The organism is Agrobacterium sp. NPDC058088 (assembly GCF_042885035.1).
GTDB lineage: Bacteria > Pseudomonadota > Alphaproteobacteria > Rhizobiales > Rhizobiaceae > Agrobacterium.
Window position 1 is genome coordinate 576,079 of the sequence record NZ_JBHVSU010000002.1, and the last position, 16,313, is coordinate 592,391.

The 16,313-nt window shown below is 59.8% G+C and carries 16 protein-coding genes; 11 read left to right on the forward strand and 5 right to left on the reverse strand.

Going from position 1 to position 16,313, the window contains the following annotated elements:
- Window positions 1–103: 103 nt before the first annotated feature.
- The 9 genes from ACFVTJ_RS08135 (at window position 104) to recO (ending at window position 6,613) form a co-directional block, all read left to right on the forward strand.
- Window positions 104–250, forward strand: a complete 147-nt coding sequence (locus ACFVTJ_RS08135; protein WP_386906231.1) for a DUF3563 domain-containing protein — start codon at window positions 104–106, stop codon at window positions 248–250.
- 452 nt (window positions 251–702) lie between these two features.
- Window positions 703–1,281 (forward strand): DUF2062 domain-containing protein, encoded by a 579-nt coding sequence (locus ACFVTJ_RS08140; protein WP_386906233.1) that lies wholly within the window; start codon window positions 703–705, stop codon window positions 1,279–1,281.
- Window positions 1,278–1,682, forward strand: coding sequence for a holo-ACP synthase (acpS, locus tag ACFVTJ_RS08145; protein WP_006311535.1), 405 nt, complete (start codon window positions 1,278–1,280; stop codon window positions 1,680–1,682). The genes ACFVTJ_RS08140 and acpS overlap by 4 nt, the downstream gene beginning before the upstream one ends.
- A gap of 206 nt (window positions 1,683–1,888) precedes the next feature.
- Window positions 1,889–2,635: a signal peptidase I gene (lepB, locus tag ACFVTJ_RS08150; RefSeq protein WP_006311536.1), complete on the forward strand. Its 747-nt coding sequence runs from the start codon at window positions 1,889–1,891 to the stop codon at window positions 2,633–2,635.
- Entirely contained in the window at window positions 2,632–3,345 is a 714-nt protein-coding gene (rnc, locus tag ACFVTJ_RS08155) for a ribonuclease III (RefSeq protein ID WP_080791041.1), read from the forward strand. The genes lepB and rnc overlap by 4 nt, the downstream gene beginning before the upstream one ends.
- Window positions 3,346–3,423: 78 nt before the next feature.
- Window positions 3,424–4,374, forward strand: coding sequence for a GTPase Era (era, locus tag ACFVTJ_RS08160; RefSeq protein WP_386906236.1), 951 nt, complete (start codon window positions 3,424–3,426; stop codon window positions 4,372–4,374).
- Between the two features lie 144 nt (window positions 4,375–4,518).
- Window positions 4,519–5,271, forward strand: a complete 753-nt coding sequence (locus ACFVTJ_RS08165) for a Crp/Fnr family transcriptional regulator (RefSeq protein WP_386906238.1) — start codon at window positions 4,519–4,521, stop codon at window positions 5,269–5,271.
- 134 nt (window positions 5,272–5,405) lie between these two features.
- Entirely contained in the window at window positions 5,406–5,792 is a 387-nt protein-coding gene (locus ACFVTJ_RS08170) for a response regulator (RefSeq protein WP_386906240.1), read from the forward strand.
- Window positions 5,793–5,848: 56 nt separating this feature from the next.
- A complete protein-coding gene (recO, locus tag ACFVTJ_RS08175) occupies window positions 5,849–6,613 on the forward strand; it encodes a DNA repair protein RecO (RefSeq protein ID WP_386906242.1) in 765 nt (254 codons plus the stop codon).
- Between the two features lie 163 nt (window positions 6,614–6,776).
- On the opposite strand, the gene ACFVTJ_RS08180 is transcribed toward recO, so the two are convergent.
- Window positions 6,777–7,991 (reverse strand): MFS transporter, encoded by a 1,215-nt coding sequence (locus ACFVTJ_RS08180; protein WP_386906244.1) that lies wholly within the window; start codon window positions 7,989–7,991, stop codon window positions 6,777–6,779.
- 170 nt (window positions 7,992–8,161) lie between these two features.
- Here ACFVTJ_RS08180 and ACFVTJ_RS08185 point away from each other — a divergent pair, with 170 nt between their 5' ends.
- A complete protein-coding gene (locus ACFVTJ_RS08185) occupies window positions 8,162–8,896 on the forward strand; it encodes a class I SAM-dependent methyltransferase (RefSeq protein WP_386906246.1) in 735 nt (244 codons plus the stop codon).
- Between the two features lie 112 nt (window positions 8,897–9,008).
- Here the strand turns inward: ACFVTJ_RS08185 and ACFVTJ_RS08190 are convergent, their stop codons facing one another.
- The 4 genes from ACFVTJ_RS08190 to ACFVTJ_RS08205 all read right to left on the reverse strand — a co-directional run bounded on the left by ACFVTJ_RS08190 (window position 9,009) and on the right by ACFVTJ_RS08205 (window position 14,966).
- The gene (locus ACFVTJ_RS08190; RefSeq protein ID WP_386906248.1) at window positions 9,009–9,851 is read right to left on the reverse strand and encodes an MOSC domain-containing protein; all 843 of its coding nucleotides are present in this window, start codon (window positions 9,849–9,851) and stop codon (window positions 9,009–9,011) included.
- A gap of 11 nt (window positions 9,852–9,862) precedes the next feature.
- Window positions 9,863–10,507 carry an HD domain-containing protein gene (locus tag ACFVTJ_RS08195; protein WP_386906249.1) on the reverse strand — a complete coding sequence of 215 codons (645 nt, stop codon included), beginning with the start codon at window positions 10,505–10,507 and terminating at the stop codon, window positions 9,863–9,865.
- On the reverse strand, window positions 10,504–13,275 hold the full coding sequence (locus ACFVTJ_RS08200) for a DUF2339 domain-containing protein (protein ID WP_386906251.1): 2,772 nt from the start codon (window positions 13,273–13,275) through the stop codon (window positions 10,504–10,506). The genes ACFVTJ_RS08195 and ACFVTJ_RS08200 overlap by 4 nt, the downstream gene beginning before the upstream one ends.
- Before the next feature lie 131 nt (window positions 13,276–13,406).
- On the reverse strand, window positions 13,407–14,966 hold the full coding sequence (locus ACFVTJ_RS08205; protein WP_386906253.1) for a VOC family protein: 1,560 nt from the start codon (window positions 14,964–14,966) through the stop codon (window positions 13,407–13,409).
- A 290-nt stretch (window positions 14,967–15,256) separates the two neighbouring features.
- Between ACFVTJ_RS08205 and ACFVTJ_RS08210 the strand changes: the two genes are divergently transcribed.
- Window positions 15,257–16,300 (forward strand): ABC transporter substrate-binding protein, encoded by a 1,044-nt coding sequence (locus ACFVTJ_RS08210; RefSeq protein ID WP_386906255.1) that lies wholly within the window; start codon window positions 15,257–15,259, stop codon window positions 16,298–16,300.
- The last annotated feature ends 13 nt before the right edge of the window (window positions 16,301–16,313 follow it).

The window sequence follows — 16,313 nt, forward strand, 5'->3', positions numbered from 1 at the left end:
TGTGACTATCTTCCTTTCAGAAATTGAAGAGAAGGAAACGCGGCGTGCCGGTGAACTTACACCGATGAGAAACGCCAGTTCCAAACCGAAAGGACCGAAAATCATGTTTACTCCGCTTCGCAAAATCGCCCGTGCCGTTCGTGGCAAGACCTCGCAGGAACGCGAATTCGAATACCTCAGCGGCTCGGTATCGAATGTCGACCTCGAGTTCCGCCAGCGCGAAATCGACCGCGGTCTGTTCCGCCGGTAATGCGCTGAGCGCATGGCAGCCCCTCGCCATGCGTATGAGGCCAGTGAGATGTAGCCGTATCGGCCTGTGCATCGCTGTGTCTCGCAAAACGATGTGAATGCGCGCTTCAAGCGGGCGTCCACCTTTGTCCGGTCTAAATGACAGGACACGTTGCTTTTGAAGCAAGGTTGACGGCGAGAGGGTGCTTATTTCCTCGACGTCATTCTTGGGCTTGTCCCAAGAATCTTATCACGTCGAATTAAATCAATCGGTTGCAGATCCTCGGGACAAGCCCGAGGATGACGTCAGAGTGTCCGGCAAGGTTCGTATTCATCTGGTGAAGCCGCGCAGTATCGGCGGAATGCCAGATCAAGGGCGGCATGACGGACGCGGGGAATAGACCTTCAAAAGAAAGCCTTGCGTCGTCCATGATGCTCTTGGCTCAGCCCGAGTGATGAAATAAACTGCACTCCATGCCGTTTCGCCGCCGTGAACCCGTTGGTTTTTCAGAAAAGATTCGTGACTTGTTTTGGCCGCGCACGGGTTTTTCCCGGTCGCTGCGCTATATGAAGCTGCGTCTGCTCAGGCTTTCCGCTTCTCCCCATTCGGTTGCCGCCGGTGTCGCCATTGGCGTTGGCGTGGCGTGGACACCCTTTCTCGGGGTCCATATCGTCATCGCGATGGCGCTGGGTTTCCTCATGCGCGTCAATCTCGTGGCGGCAGCGCTCGGCACCACCTTCGCCAATCCTTTGACATTTCCGTTCATCTGGGCGTCCACCTGGGAGCTGGGGCACTTCATCCTCGGCCGGCAGAAGACCGCCAGTGCGGCGCATGTGGATTTTGTCGCGCTGTTCAGCCATCTCGAATTCCGGCAGATATGGACGCCGGTGTTGGAACCCATGACCATCGGCGCCCTGTTTCCAGCCGCCATCAGCGCCGTGATTGCCTATGTCGCCGTCTACGGCCTCGTCAGCGGCTTCCAGCGGCGCAAGATGGAAAATCTCGCCCACCGCGCCGCCAATAAAAATGCCTCTCTGGAGATGTTGAAATGATCATTGGATTGGGCAGCGACCTGATCGACATCCGCCGCGTCGAAAAATCGATCGAGCGCTTTGGCGAACGTTTCACCCATCGTTGTTTCACCGACATCGAGCGGGCGAAATCGGATGGTCGGAAAAACCGCGCCGCGTCTTACGCCAAACGTTTCGCCGCCAAGGAAGCCTGTTCCAAGGCGCTTGGGACCGGGCTTGCGAACGGCGTTTTCTGGAAGGATATGGGTGTCGTCAATCTGCCGGGCGGCAAGCCGACCATGATCCTGACCAACGGTGCAGGGGAGAGGCTGGCCGCGATGCTGCCCGCCGGCCACCGCGCCAATATCCATCTGACGATCACGGACGACTTTCCTTATGCTCAGGCATTTGTGATTATCGAGGCGCTTCCCGTGAACGGGTAAGGCGTGCTGCCGCCGTAAAGGCGCTCTATTTGTGAGCGTGTCACAGAAGCGCTTCCCTTCCGGCTGGAAAGGTTCTAGAGAAGTCGCAGAAATATGAAAGCGTTGCCGGCTGCGTGAAACAGCATCACCCGCCGCAGGCGCGACAAGCAACGGCCCGGGAGCTTCTGAGATCGAAGGAGCCGGGGAACAATCAGGCAGGTCTATAAGTGTCCGAAAAAGCTGAGAAGAAGCAGAACGCCCTCTGGGAGAACGTCAAGGTCATCATTCAGGCGCTGCTGCTGGCCATGGTCATCCGCACCGTGCTGTTTCAGCCCTTCACGATCCCGTCGGGCTCGATGATGCCGACACTGCTGGTTGGCGACTATCTTTTCGTCAACAAGTTCTCCTACGGCTATTCGAAATATTCGCTGCCTTTCTCGCCGAACCTCTTCTCCGGCCGCATCCTCGAATTCAGCAAGCCGAAGCGCGGCGATGTCGTGGTCTTCCGCCTGCCACCCAATCCTGAAGTGGATTACATCAAGCGCCTTGTCGGCCTGCCGGGTGACCGCGTGCAGGTGACGAACGGCGTACTCTTCATCAACGGCCAGCCGGTTCCGAAGCAGCCCGATGGCACCTTCACCTCCGATTACCGTGCCGATCCCGGCACCAATGTGCCTGTCTTCCGCGAAACGCTCGACAACGGCGTCACCTACGACACGCTCGACCAGTCGCCCGACTCGCGCGGTGACAACACCCGCGAATTCGTGGTGCCGGAAGGCCACTATTTCATGATGGGCGACAACAGGGACAATTCTCTCGACAGCCGCTTCGACGTCGGTTTTGTGCCGGAAGAAAACCTGATCGGCCGCGCCAGCGTCATCTTCTTCTCGCTGGGCAACGACACGCCGTTCAGCCGCATTTGGGAATGGCCGGCCAACATGCGTTGGGACCGCCTGTTCAAGGTTGTGGGATGAGCAAGACCAAGCCGCTTTCCGCGGACGAGATTTCCCGTCTGGAAGCGTTGATCGGATATGAGTTCAAGGAAAAGGCCCGGCTCGACCGGGCCTTGACCCATGCCAGCGCCCGCTCCGCCGCGGCCGGCAATTATGAGCGGCTGGAATTTTTAGGGGACCGCGTTCTCGGCCTCTGCGTCGCCGAACTGCTGTTCTCCACCTTCCGCAACGCCACCGAAGGTGAACTCTCCGTCCGTCTGAACCAGCTCGTGAGCGCCGAATCCTGCGCTGCGATCGGCGACGAGATGGGCCTGCACAATTTCATCCGCACCGGATCGGACGTGAAGAAGCTCACCGGCAAGGCGATGCTCAACGTGCGCGCCGACGTCGTCGAAAGCCTGATCGCCACCATCTATCTGGATGGCGGGCTGGAAGCATCGCGCAAATTCATTCTGAAATACTGGCAGGGCCGCGCAACCAGCGTGGATGCCGGTCGGCGCGATGCCAAGACCGAATTGCAGGAATGGGCGCATGCCAGATTTGCGACCACGCCCTCTTACCGTATTGACGATCGTTCCGGACCGGATCACGATCCGCGCTTTACGGTGACGGTGGAAATACCCGGCGTGAAGCCGGAAACCGGTGTCGAGCGCTCCAAGCGCGCGGCCGAACAGGTGGCGGCAACCAGATTGCTGGAACGCGAAGGCGTCTGGCAGAAATCCTCCACCTGAGACTGAGTGCCCTGAAAGGGTGCTGCAATCGAGCGCATGGCGGACCCTTTGGCCGCATGTTGAATACCTCTGACCTTGATGGATATCATGACCGATCACGAAAATCCCGCCGTAACAGGCGAAGACAATGCCCTTCCGACCCGTTCCGGCTTTGTGGCCCTCATCGGCCCGACCAATGCCGGCAAGTCGACGCTGGTGAACAGGCTGGTGGGCGCCAAGGTTTCGATCGTCAGTCACAAGGTCCAGACGACACGCGCGGTGATGCGCGGCATCGCCATTCACAAGAATGCGCAGATCGTTTTCATGGACACACCAGGCATCTTCAAGCCGCGCCGCCGGCTTGATCGTGCCATGGTCACCTCCGCCTGGGGTGGCGCGAAGGATGCCGATCTCATCCTGCTGCTGATCGATAGCGAACGCGGCCTCAAGGGTGATGCCGAGGCCATTCTCGAAGGACTGAAGGATGTTCCACAGAAGAAGATCCTGTGTCTCAACAAGATCGATCAGGTGAAGCGCGAAGACCTGCTGAAGCTCGCCGCCGCCGCCAATGAAACAGTTGCGTTTGACCGCACCTTCATGATTTCCGCCACCAATGGTTCGGGCTGCGAAGACCTGATGGATTATCTGGTGGAGGCACTGCCGGAAGGTCCGTGGTACTATCCGGAAGACCAGATCTCCGACCTGCCCATGCGCCAGCTCGCCGCCGAAATCACCCGCGAAAAACTCTTCCTGCGCCTGCATCAGGAACTGCCCTATGCCTCGCATGTGGAGACGGAAAAGTGGGAGGAACGCAAGGACGGCTCCGTGCGCATCGAGCAGGTAATCTATGTCGAACGCGACAGCCAGAAGAAGATTGCACTCGGCAAGAACGGCGATGCGATCAAGGCCATCTCCACCGCGTCGCGCAAGGAACTGTCTGAGATTCTCGAACAGCCGGTGCATCTCTTCCTGTTTGTGAAGGTGCGTGAAAACTGGGGCGATGACCCCGAGCGCTTCCGTGAAATGGGTCTCGAATTCCCGCGGGGCTAAATCGCATCTCGTCCTCGCTCCCGCGACAAGCGCCGGAGCGAGGGTGTAGTTCCTGATATCTTCACCCACCATCGGGAACCGAATACATTCGGGCGGGTTGTTCGAAAACAATTGGGCGCAACCTTTTTTTGATGATGGATATTCATGTCGCCAAAAAAACCGAACGGAATTTCCACCACCCCGTGCCAGCAATGTCCCCTGCGTGATCTGCCGCATTTCCGGGACTTTTCCTCCCCCGAACTCGATTTCGTCTCCCGTTTCAAGACGGGGGAACTCGCGGTGGAAAGCGGATCCGTCATCCTGATGGAAGGCTCACACAGCGCCCATCTCTACACCGTCCTGCAGGGCTGGGCTTTCCGTTACAAGACGCTGGAAGATGGCAGGCGGCAAATCCTCAACTATGTCATGCCGGGGGATCTCGTCGGGCTGCAGGGCACGGTGATGGGGGAAATGCAGCATTCCGTGGAGGCGCTGTCGCCCGTGACGCTTTGCGTCTTCGAGCGGTCGCGCCTCAACAATCTCTTCACCGATCATCCGAGCCTTGCCTATGACCTGACTTGGATCGCGGCGAGCGAGGAACGTATGCTCGACAACCACCTCCTCAGCATCGGCCGGCGCACCGCGCTGGAGCGTGCTGCCTATCTGATCGCGTTTCTCTATCGCAAGGCGAAAGCGGTCAATCTCATTCCCGGCGAAACACCGATCCCGGTCACGCAGCAACACGTTGCCGACACGCTCGGCCTGTCCATCGTTCACACTAACAAGACCTTGAGAAAGCTGGTGGATCGCGGGCTCATCCGCTGGACGGACAAGGGCTGTCTGGTGCTTGACGATGTCGGGTTGAGCAACGTTGCGGGCTGGGAAAGTGACGAAAAGCGGCAGAGACCCTTCATCTGATCTTCCTTTGACATGTCTTTTTTAAATGACGCTGGCGCCGCAATTTGCGACTGCTCTGGTGATGTCTCGCTTGAGATCACGTCGCAGACTGCGGCTTCGAGCCTTGCGGCTCTGTTTTAGGAAGAAGAAAACATATGGTGCCACAACGGGTTATCATCGTTGAGGATGAATATCTGGTGGCGCTTGATGTCGAAGCGGTTCTCCAGTCCATGGGCGTGGAAACGGTCGTGATCGCCACCACGCTCGGGCAGGCAAGGCAGGCCGTCGAACAGGATGGCGCCGATTGTGTTCTTCTCGATGTCAGCCTGACGGACGGCACGAGCTATGAATTCGCGCGCGGATTGCGCGAGGTGGGCATTCCCTTCGGCTTCGTCAGCGGCTACGGCGACACCACGGGTTTTCCCGATGACCTCTCGCATTCGCCTTTGCTCGGCAAGCCCTTCGGGGAAAATGAAATCATGGATTTCGTTCTGAGACTTGTCGGTATGCCGCACGACGCCGTAGACGCCGTAAAAGAATAACGTTTCGCCGCCAGATCGGTTATGATTAGGCTTGAATCGAAATTCGGACAGGTTTCATGCAGTGGCAGGATGAGGCGATCATTCTCGGCGTTAAACGCCATGGCGAGACGAGTGTCATCGCCGAAGTGATGACCCCTTCGCGCGGCCGCCATCTGGGCATGGTGCGCTCCGGCCGGTCTCGCACCATGCAGCCCGTGCTGCAGGCGGGAAACCGGGTGGATGTCATCTGGCGGGCGCGCCTTCACGATCATCTCGGCGAATTCCGTATTGAACCACTGCAATTGCGCGCAGCACAGCTGATGGAGACGGCAACCGCCGTTTACGGTGTGCAGGCGATGGGCGCTTTGCTGAGGCTTCTGCCGGAGCGCGATCCGCACCCGCATCTTTACCAGGCGCTCGATATCATTCTCGACAATCTCCATGAGCCGGTCGATGCGGGCGAATTGTTCGTGCGCTTCGAACTGGCGGTGCTGAACGATCTCGGTTTTGGCCTTGACCTGACCGAATGCGCCGCGACGGGGCTGCGCAACGATCTCATCTATGTCTCGCCGAAAACGGGCAGGGCGGTCTGCCGCACGGCGGGCGCACCCTATGCGGAGAGGATGCTTGCGCTTCCCGCCTTTCTCGGCGACGGCCAGTCGAAGGCGGCCGATCCGGAAAGCCTTGCCGCGGCGTTTCGGCTGACCGGTCATTTCCTCCACAGGCATGTCTATGATCCGCGCGGCCTCAATGAAAACGCCGCCCGCGACGGTTTCGTGCAGGCGGCGCTGAAGGCGCTGGAGCGCAGGACGACACCGCCCGCTCTCGATACGGCCGTCTAGAGCACGTCAAGCAAAAGTGCGTCAGCGATTTTGCGTCCGGACTGCGTAAAAACAAAGAGATAGAGCATTTCAGGTGATCCGGTTTTCACCGGAAATGCTCTAGAATATTTTCAGGGAGCTAGCCTCCCGGTGTTCCGCCACGACGTGCGAAATCCCTCAAGTCTCAGGCCATTGCCGGCCGTGCTACTGGTCGCTCCTGAATGGGCCAGTGCACGATGGCGGCAAAAATTCCCATGCCGACGCCGAGCCACCAGACGATATCATAGGTGCCGAACCTGTCATAAAGGAAACCGCCCAGCCAGACCCCGAGGAACGAGCCGATCTGGTGGGTCAGGAAGACCACACCGCCCAGCATGCCGAGATGGCGCGTGCCGAACATGATCGCCACCAGCGCATTGGTGGGCGGCACTGTGGAAAGCCACAGAATGCCCATGAAGGAAGCGAAGAGGATGACCGAAAGCGGCGATTGCGGCAGCAGCAGGAAGGCCGTAACCACGACCGAGCGGGCGATATAGATATAGGCCAGCATATAGGGTTTCGAATAACGCTGGGCGATGACGCCGGCGGCGAGCGATCCGATGATGTTGAAGAAGCCGATCAGCGCCATGGCGATGACGGCGTAGCGCGGCTCGATGCCGATATCGCCGAGATAGGCCGGGAAATGCGCGGTGATGAAAGCCACCTGAAAGCCGCAGACGAAGAAACCGGTGGTGAGCAGCAGATAGCTCTTATGGCCCAGGGCCTCCTTCAGCGCTTCGCCTGCCGTCTGCTGGAACTGCGCCTGCGACTGGCTGCCGGAGGAGGAGTTGCCGCGTATGAAAAAGGCGAGCAGCGGCACGAGCACCATCATGGCGGCCAGCCAGACGAGGCTGTCGGACCAGCCATAGGCGGAAATCAGCCCCTGGCTGATGGGTGCAAACAGGAACATGCCGGCCGAACCCGCCGCCGTGCCGATGCCGAAGGCAAGCGAGCGCTGCTGCGGCGTGACGTGGCGTGCGAAGGCGGAAAGAATGACGCTGAAGGAACCGGCCGCAATGCCGAGGCCGACAAGCACGCCGCCACCGAAATGCAGCCAGAAGGGCGAGGTGCCGAAGGACATGCAGATAAGGCCCGCGGCGTAAAGAATGCCAGACAGCACCAGAACACGGCCCGTGCCGTATTTATCCGCCATCGCGCCGAAGAAGGGCTGGCCGAGACCCCAGAACAGGTTCTGCAACGCCATGGCGAGACCGAAGGTGGAGCGATCCCAGCCGGTATCGGCAAGCATCGGCAATTGAAAAAAGCCCATGGCGGAGCGGGGACCGAAGGTCATGACCGCAATCAGCGACCCGGCTGCGATAATCAGCCAGGGCATGGTCTGGCGTGTGGCTTGCGACATGAATATTCCCCTGATCGCAGCGCTGCACCTAAAAGAGAAGGGCGATGGCTTGCTGCGGATTCCCCTATGATCGGATGAATATTATCTTTTGTCAGCCTGCCCCACTAGCGACTTTTCTTGACGGCCATTATTCATGCCATTGATGGAATGCGACCACCGGAAAGACGACGATGAAGCAGAATATCTACGACGACGCAGGGTTTTTCGAGCGTTACAGCGCCATGCCGCGGTCTGTGGAGGGGCTGCGCCAGGCCGGCGAATGGCATGAGCTGCGCGCCACGCTGCCGGATCTGAAAGGCAGGTCTTTTCTCGACCTCGGCTGTGGTTTTGGCTGGCATTGCCGTTATGCAGCGGATGAGGGCGCTGCCCATATCGTCGGCATCGATCTATCGGAAAACATGCTGCGCCGCGCCTCGGAGATCAACGGCGGCCCGGGGATCGAATACCGCCGCGCCGCTATCGAAGACATCGATTTTCCGCGGGACAGTTTCGATGTGGCGCTGAGTTCTCTTGCCCTGCATTACGTCCGCGATCTCGACGTGGCGTTCGCGAAGATTTTTGCGGTGCTGAAATCCGGCGGTGATTTCATCTTTTCCATCGAACACCCCGTTTTCACCGCGCTGGAAAAACAGGACTGGTTTTATGGCGAGGACGGCGAAATCCTGCACTGGCCACTCGACAACTACCAGAACGAGGGCGTGCGTCACTCCAACTGGATGGCGGATGACGTGGTCAAATATCACCGCACCGTGTCAGCTATTGTCAACGGCCTGCTGTCCGCCGGTTTTACCCTGACGCGCCTGGCGGAACCACGGCCTGATCCGGCTTTGATGGCCGAGCGGCCGGAACTGAAGCACGAGGATCGTCGTCCGATCTTTCTGATCGTCGGTGCGAAGAAGCCGTGATGGATCAGTCTTCTCATCATTCCTGTTCCGGCGAAGAGAAATGATGTTGGGGTGTGTATGTGTAAGAAAATGCCGCGCCCGCTAGAGGTCCAGTCAGGCCCAAACCGCAGGCTTACCGCCTCTTGATCGCCCAGCCCTCGGCGCGTTCCTCGATTACCTTTGCCATATCGCCGACCGACAGCCTGCCTTCCCCACGCGGCGTCACGTTCCAGCCAAAGAGCGGCCCAGGCACACGCCGGTCGCCGGACATGCGGATGCGGCCCATGGCCTTCATGGGGGAGGGCACATCGCGGGAGCCGGTCAGCTGGTCTTGTGTTGTCATGATGCAGCGGGCGCAGGGCTTGACGAGATCGAAGCGAATGCCGCCAATCTCGATAGCCGCCCAACGATCCTCAGCCCATGCTTCGTCCGTATCCAGCACGATATTGGGCCGGAAACGTTCCATGCCCACGGCCTCCTCGCCATTTCCCCGCATATTGTCGTTCAGTGCGGCAAGCGAGGCAGTGGTGGTGACGAGAATCTGGTAACCGTCGGCAAAGGTGACGGGCGTTTCATTGCCCGTCCATTCTAGGCTCGCAATGCGTTTCGAGGCATCATCGAAGAACGCCAGCTTCACCTCGCGTCCGAGCCAGGCCGAAAGCCCCTTGTTGGTCTCGTCATCGGCAATATTGGCGCTGACGATCGATTTCCACACCGCCACATCCATACGCTGGCCGGATGGGCTTGCGAAAATCTCGCCGTCCTTGTCGCGTGAAAGCACCATGCCACCATCCTCGTGCCGGGCCAGAACTGTGGCGATGGCGGGCAATTCGCGCTGGGTGATGAAATGGCCGGAGGGATCGATCAACATCGCGCGGCGGTCACCCGGCAGGCCTTCGGCCGAAACGGCGCTTTCGGAGAGGGGAATGCCGCGCCCGCTTTTCAGCGGATAGATATTCAGTTCGGTCACACGCATCTCGGGTCTCCTCAAATCTCGTCTAGAAACAGGTCCAGCACCTGCTTCAGCCGCTCGTGACGGGCCGTGGCCATCTGCCGGCCTGTCTCGGTGCGAAAACCGTCGGCCAGCTTGAACAGCTTGGTTTCGAAGTGGTCGATGGCAAAGGCGCGGTCGTCAAGTGGGCGCTCCTTCGCCAGCGGGTCGACCGGATCGTAAAGTGCTGAGCCCATTCGCCCGGCAATATAAAAGCAGCGCGCTGCGCCCACCATGCCGATGGCATCCAGCCGGTCGGCATCCTGAAGGATTTTAGCCTCCAGTGTCTGCGGCTCGATATTGGCGGAAAAGCTGTGGGTGGTGATGGCGTGAGCGGCGGCATCTATATCCGCCTGTTTCCAGCCAAGCCCCATCAGAATGCCCGCCGCCTTTTCCGCCGCCAGCCGTGAGGCCTGCGCCCGCAGGGGCGAGTTCTTTTCCACCGCCACGCAATCATGCAGCAGCACGCTGGCCGCCAGCACGGTGCCATCCCCGCCTTCGCCCGCATGGATGCGCATGGCGTTGCGGAAGACGCGGTGAATATGGGCAAGATCATGCGAGCCGTCGCCCGCATCGGCGGCGTGCGGTATCAAATCCTGCGCAAGCGCCGCATAGGGCGCGAAAGCCTCGGCCGCGATCATGCCTGCGGCTTCCGGGTCAGGATTTTTTGGTAGAACAGGCCGATGCCGATCAGCACCGCGCCGAGCCCAATGAAGGACAGGGCTCTCAGCACGCCTTCAAGATTGCTCATATCGATCAGGAAGGCCTTGGCAACCGAGATCAGCACGAAAGCGGCCGATGCCAAACGCAGGCTGCGGGCGTTAAAGCGCGAGCCGATTACGAGCAGCAGCACGCCGATCAGCAGCCAGACAACGGAATAGCTATAGGTCTCACCCTGCATAAAACCCTTCCAGTCGGCGATGTTTTCGCCCTGCCAGAAACGGCGCACCGAAAGCGTGGCCCAGGCAAAACCGAGTGCGGCTCCCGCCACCGCCAGCATGCTGACATAGGGCGGCGGACGTTTTCCGCGCGCGTAATAGGCAAGGCCGCCATAGGCGAGCGCCGGCAGAAGGTAGCCGATCAGCAGCAGGTTGAGGACCGGGATGCGGCCGGTATTCTCGCCGGTGAAATACGGGTTGAGCGTGAAGAAATGCATCGTCAGCACATTGATGACGGCAATCACGCCGGCAATCATCGAACCGTAACGGAAGACCGGGCTGGGGCTCTTGAGATCGAGCGTCATCAGCACGCCCGAGAAGCCAATGGTCAGCAGCGTGTAGATCGACTGTTCGCCGAGCGTCGGCACGCTGTTGTCGAGCGTGCCGCCGTTCATCGCATGGCGGATGAGGATGGCGACGGCCAGAAGTCCCATGACACTGGCAATCGCCTGCAGGAAGTTCTTCGCCCGGACACCCGGCCAGTCGCGCAGCAGCCATGCCGAGGCGACGGCGAGCAGGGCGGGAATGCCGTAACCCGGAAGAAGCGCATTGAAGACCGGCGTGGTGTCGAGGTTCTGCGGCCCGACGATGGTGGGTTCCCAGGCAATGCGACCAAGAACGGCAACGCTTGCCACCGCCATCACCCAGGGCAGCACATCCCATTTGCGGTAACGGCTTGCCAGCACATAGACGAAACCGATGACGGAAAGCAGCACGGTTGTCACCAGCCCTTCCGTCAGCGTGTGAAGGCTGAGCGCGAAAGCGGCAAAGGAACCGAGAACGAGAATGTTGAGTGGCTTGCGATAGGCCTCATTGTTCCGTCGGTGCAGCCATTCAGCACCCGCAATCAGTGCAAAACCGAGGCCGAGGCCATAGGCCGCATGCAGCCAGTCACGGCCGAGATTGCCATATTCGACGAAGCTTGCCGTGCCGAGCCAGACCGGGAAAAGTGCGGCGATCCCCGCCCAGAGCTGGGCAAAATCCGTATCCGCTGCACCCTTGCGCTTCAGAAAGGAGAAGGCGCACAGCACCAGGATCGCTCCGAGGCCGAGCGCCATGGCGATTTCCGCGGTGTAGCCTGTTCCTACAGGCGGAAGCGTTACGCCGGTATCATTGATGAGCCCGATGAAGTCGATGCCCTGCCGCGACATCAGCGATACCGCAGTCTGTGCGCCAAGGGCGGCAATGATGGCCGGCCAGACCGCATAGTGGCGGGCAGCGCCAAGGGCTGCGAGTGCAGCAATGAGTGCCGAAACGACCAGTGCCGGATGGGTGTCGATGCTGCCCTCGGCAAAGAGGAAGCCGATGGCCGGCAGAATGACCGCCATGGATACCGTGAGATTGATGGCGAGCGACGGGCGTAGCAGAAGCCGCATGACGCGAACCGCGCGCCGCTCGGGAGCAGCGGTTTCGGCCGCTTTTGCGGGCGGGGTGTCGTGCTGCTTCCCGGGCCAGAGGAAGATCGTGCCGGCCAGCATGATAAGCAGGGCAAGCGTCGGCGGTTCCGCACTGATCGTATCGGAAAAACCGATATAACCGAGCGCCCAGAGGCCGAGGCCGGCATTGGCAAGTGAGGGAACCACCGTCCAGCCCTGCCGGCGCGCTGCTGCAGCGGTAGCCATCCAGGCAACGGTCAGGAACACGAAAAGCGCCCAGATATTTGGCGTATCGGTGGAAATCAGGGCCGGCGTCAGCATCGAACCGAGCAGGCCAAGACCGGCCAGCGCCTGTCCGTGCAGCAGCGACAGGCCGATGGTGGCGAAGGCGACGAGGCCAAGCAGGATAAACGCCGTGCCTGGGCCGATATAGTCGTAAATGCCATAGGCTGCGTAAACCACCCCGAACAGCGTCAATGCACCGGCCGCCGTCAGCACACCCGGTATCATGGCGTTGGAATAGGTGGTGGCAACGCCCGGTACCGCCTTGCGGCGGATCGCTTCGCCGGCAACGCCGAGAACGAGGCCGAAAATGGCGGCGAGCGACAGCCTGACCGCCGGGCTCAAGAGCCCCGATTCGATCGAATATTTGACGAGGAAAATACCGCCAAGCGCCAGCGCCAGCCCGCCGGCCCAGACCGCCCAGCGCGCGCCGAGCAGGCTTTCGAAGCTTTCCTTCGCTGCCGGTATCTCGACAGTTGCTGTGACAGGTGCGGGCTGTGCGTCCTCGCGCGTGATCTCTTCCGGCGCGACCGTGGCTGCGGCTTCTTCTGGCGCAGATGTGGATTCAGCTTGGAAGGCTGTTTCACCCGGCGCGGTTTCGCTTTCCGTTTCCGCGGCGAAATCCGGTTTCTCCGTGGCTTCCGCGCTCTCTGCCGGCGTTATCACGGGAGCCGCCACACCCGCGGCCATCAGCCGCTTGAGGCTGTGAACCTCCCGTTCAAGAGACTTGATTCGGCTGGAATTGCGGATGCTCGCGACCAATGTGTAGATGAAGGCCGCAACGAGGGCGAGGATAAACAGCGGGATGTCCAAACGGGCTCTCCAATTATGAAGCTGTTTTTAAAGCCCTTTTGGTGAATTTATGCAAGGCCCGGTTGATATGTGGCAGGGGTTATCAGGGAGTGAACGAGCGGATCCCGCTGGACTTATCTACATCTCGCGTGTCAGGAAACATCCGCCAGCCAGCGCCGCGCCACTTCGATATCGCTGAGCCCGAGTTCGTGCCCATCCTCGAGCGTTTCCACCTCAACCGTTGCGCCGCTCGCCGCAAGCTTGCCCTGCAGCACGCTCGCCCCGTCGCGGTATTTGTCGCGTTCTCCCGCAACAAGCAGGAATCTGCGGCCGGAAAGATCGGTCTCCGGCCATGTTTCAAGAACCGGCATCGGGCGGTAGAGCAGGGCGTCGCCGGCAAGCTCCGGATAAAGCGCCGCAAAGGCCGCATAGAAGTTCGCGCCATTGGAATGGCCGATGAACCGCAGTTTCGAGCAATCGAGACCATAGGCGCGGCTTGCTCCTTCCACGAAGGCGGCAAAAGCCTCCGCTTCCGAGAGGATATCCTTCTGGTCGAAGCTGAAATCGGGAAAGCGCCGGAACCAGCGGGCAACGTCTTCTTCGGTGCTGCGGCCGCGCACGCCAAGCAGGGTGGCGCCGGGGGCTGCCCTGTGTGCCAGCGGCATCAGGCTCGTCTCGCTGCCGCCGGAGCCATGCAGCAGGATGATGGTGCTGCCATCGGGCTCATGCGGCGTGTAGAACCGGTGCACGAAAGGCAGGTCGCGATAAACGATCCGCTCTTCGCCCGGCATTGAAAATTGCGGCAGGGCAACGCGCACATCCGCCTCGTCCTTCATGAAGAGGGGCGGAATGAACAATTCTTCGCCGAGCGTTTCCAGCGGTTCGTCCACCGTCATGCCGGGGGCGTCGGTCGCCATTTCAATCAGTACGCCGCCGGGTTCACGGACATAGAGCGAGTGGAAATATTTCCGGTCGTGGGCGTTGGTGGTGCTGGAATTCAGCGATTTCAACCCGGTGAGAACCGCGTTCAGCTCATCCATGTCCTTCGCACGGAAGGCGATGTGGTCGACCGTGCCGGTGCCGGGCGCGCTGGACCAGAAGCCGGTCGCGTCACGCACGTCTATGATGTCGCCGCTGTCGGAAATAAGCCGGCGTATGGCGCCCGCCTGGCTTTCTTGCCGGTAACCAAAGTGTTTTTCCAGAAATGCCACGGTCTCTTCCGGCACTTCGCTCAGCATGGTTGCGCCATAGATTCGGCGAATGGCTTCAGCGGCGGGGATATCGGCCGTCACATGCGGTGTCGCGTCGGCAAAGGCGTGGGTGCCGACCAGCTTGACGATCAGGCCGTCAGGGTCTTTCAGCCGGATGACGGGAGCGCCGAATTCATCGGACGGTCCCTCGGCGCGGAAGCCGAATTTCAGCGCCCGTGTCAACCAGAAACCGATGGCGGCCGGATCGATTGCAACGGAGATTTCAAGTGTCTGGCCATAACCGACACGGCCTTGACCGCCATCTTCCCAGACGAGAAAGGTCAATAGCGAGCCGGGCGAAGCGATGTCGTCGCCGTAAAGCAGGTGCAACTGCATGGCGTCTTCAAAGCCTGCCGTGCGTTTGACGAGCCGCAATCCCAGAAAACCGGCGTAAAAATCCACATTCGCCTGCACCTTCCGGGTGATCATGGTGATGTGATGGATGCCCAGTGCAGAATTCATGTCGTCGTCCCACCGTTTCGCCTGCTGTTCGAACCCTATTTGTCCCACGCTGCCCCCGATCCGCAACCCCGGCAAATGAGAACGATGTGTTCTCTGTGTGAACAGTATTTTTGCGCCTTTGTTGCACGCGGGATGAGCAGAGGCGCCAGCTTTTTGCCTGCGTCTCGATCATTCATGCACATAAAATAATCATACAAAATAATGGCGATTTTGTATGCAATTTTATCTTGCCTTGAGGGTTTGGATTGGGTCTTATGCAACCAATCAAGCAAAACCATCAGGGGGAATAGATGATTTTAACGCGCAGGTTGTTGTCCAGAACGCTGGCCATTGCCACCATCGGTGCGATCGCGGGCTTTTCGTTGCCGGTGACGGGTGCTTATGCCGAAACGCCAGTGAAATTCACGCTTGACTGGAAATTCGAGGGACCGGCCGCCGGCTTCCTGCTGGCGCTCGACAAGGGGTATTTCAACGCCGAGGGCCTGGATGTCACCATCGACAGCGGCAATGGCTCGGTCGAGGCCATCCCGCGTGTTGCAACCGGCGCCTACCAGATGGGTTTTGGCGATATCAACTCGGTGATGAAGTTCCTCGACGAGGATCCGAGCCAGAAGGTCAAGGCCGTTTATATGGTCTATGAGCGCCCGACTTTCGCCGTCGTTGGCCGCAAGTCGCTCGGTGTTACCGGGGATCCGAAGTCGCTGGAAGGCAAAAAGCTCGGCGCTCCGCCGCCGGATGGCGCCTTTGCGCAATGGCCGGCCTTCAAGCAGGTGGCGGGTCTCGATGACAGCAAGATCAAGATCGAATCGATCGGTTTCCCGGTGCGTGAACCGATGCTCGCCAAGGGCGACGTCGATGCCGTTTTCGGCTTTGCCTTTTCCGTCATTCTCAATCTCAAGAAACAGGGCATTGCCGATGACGACATATCGACCATCCTGATGGCTGAGCATGGCTTGAATCTTTATGGCAATGCGGTGCTGGTAAACACTGATTTCGCTGAGAAAAACCCTGAAGCGGTGAAGGGTTTTCTGAAAGCGCTGGCCAAGGGCTTCGCCGATTCCGTCAAGAACCCGGAAGAGGGCGTGGCGGCTGTCTTGAAGCGCAACGAGACGCTCGACAGCGCCATCGAGCTGGAACGCCTCAACATGGCCAACAGCATGAACATCAAGACGCCCTATGTGGTGGAAAACGGCATGGGCGGTGTCGATCCGGCCCGGCTTGCCGCCTCACTGGAAACGCTCAAGGTGTCGATGGGCCTGAAGGGCAACGTCAAGGCGGAGCAGGTGTTCGACGCCACCTACCTGCCGACCAAGGAAGAGCGCATGCTTCCCTGATGGGTAAAATGAG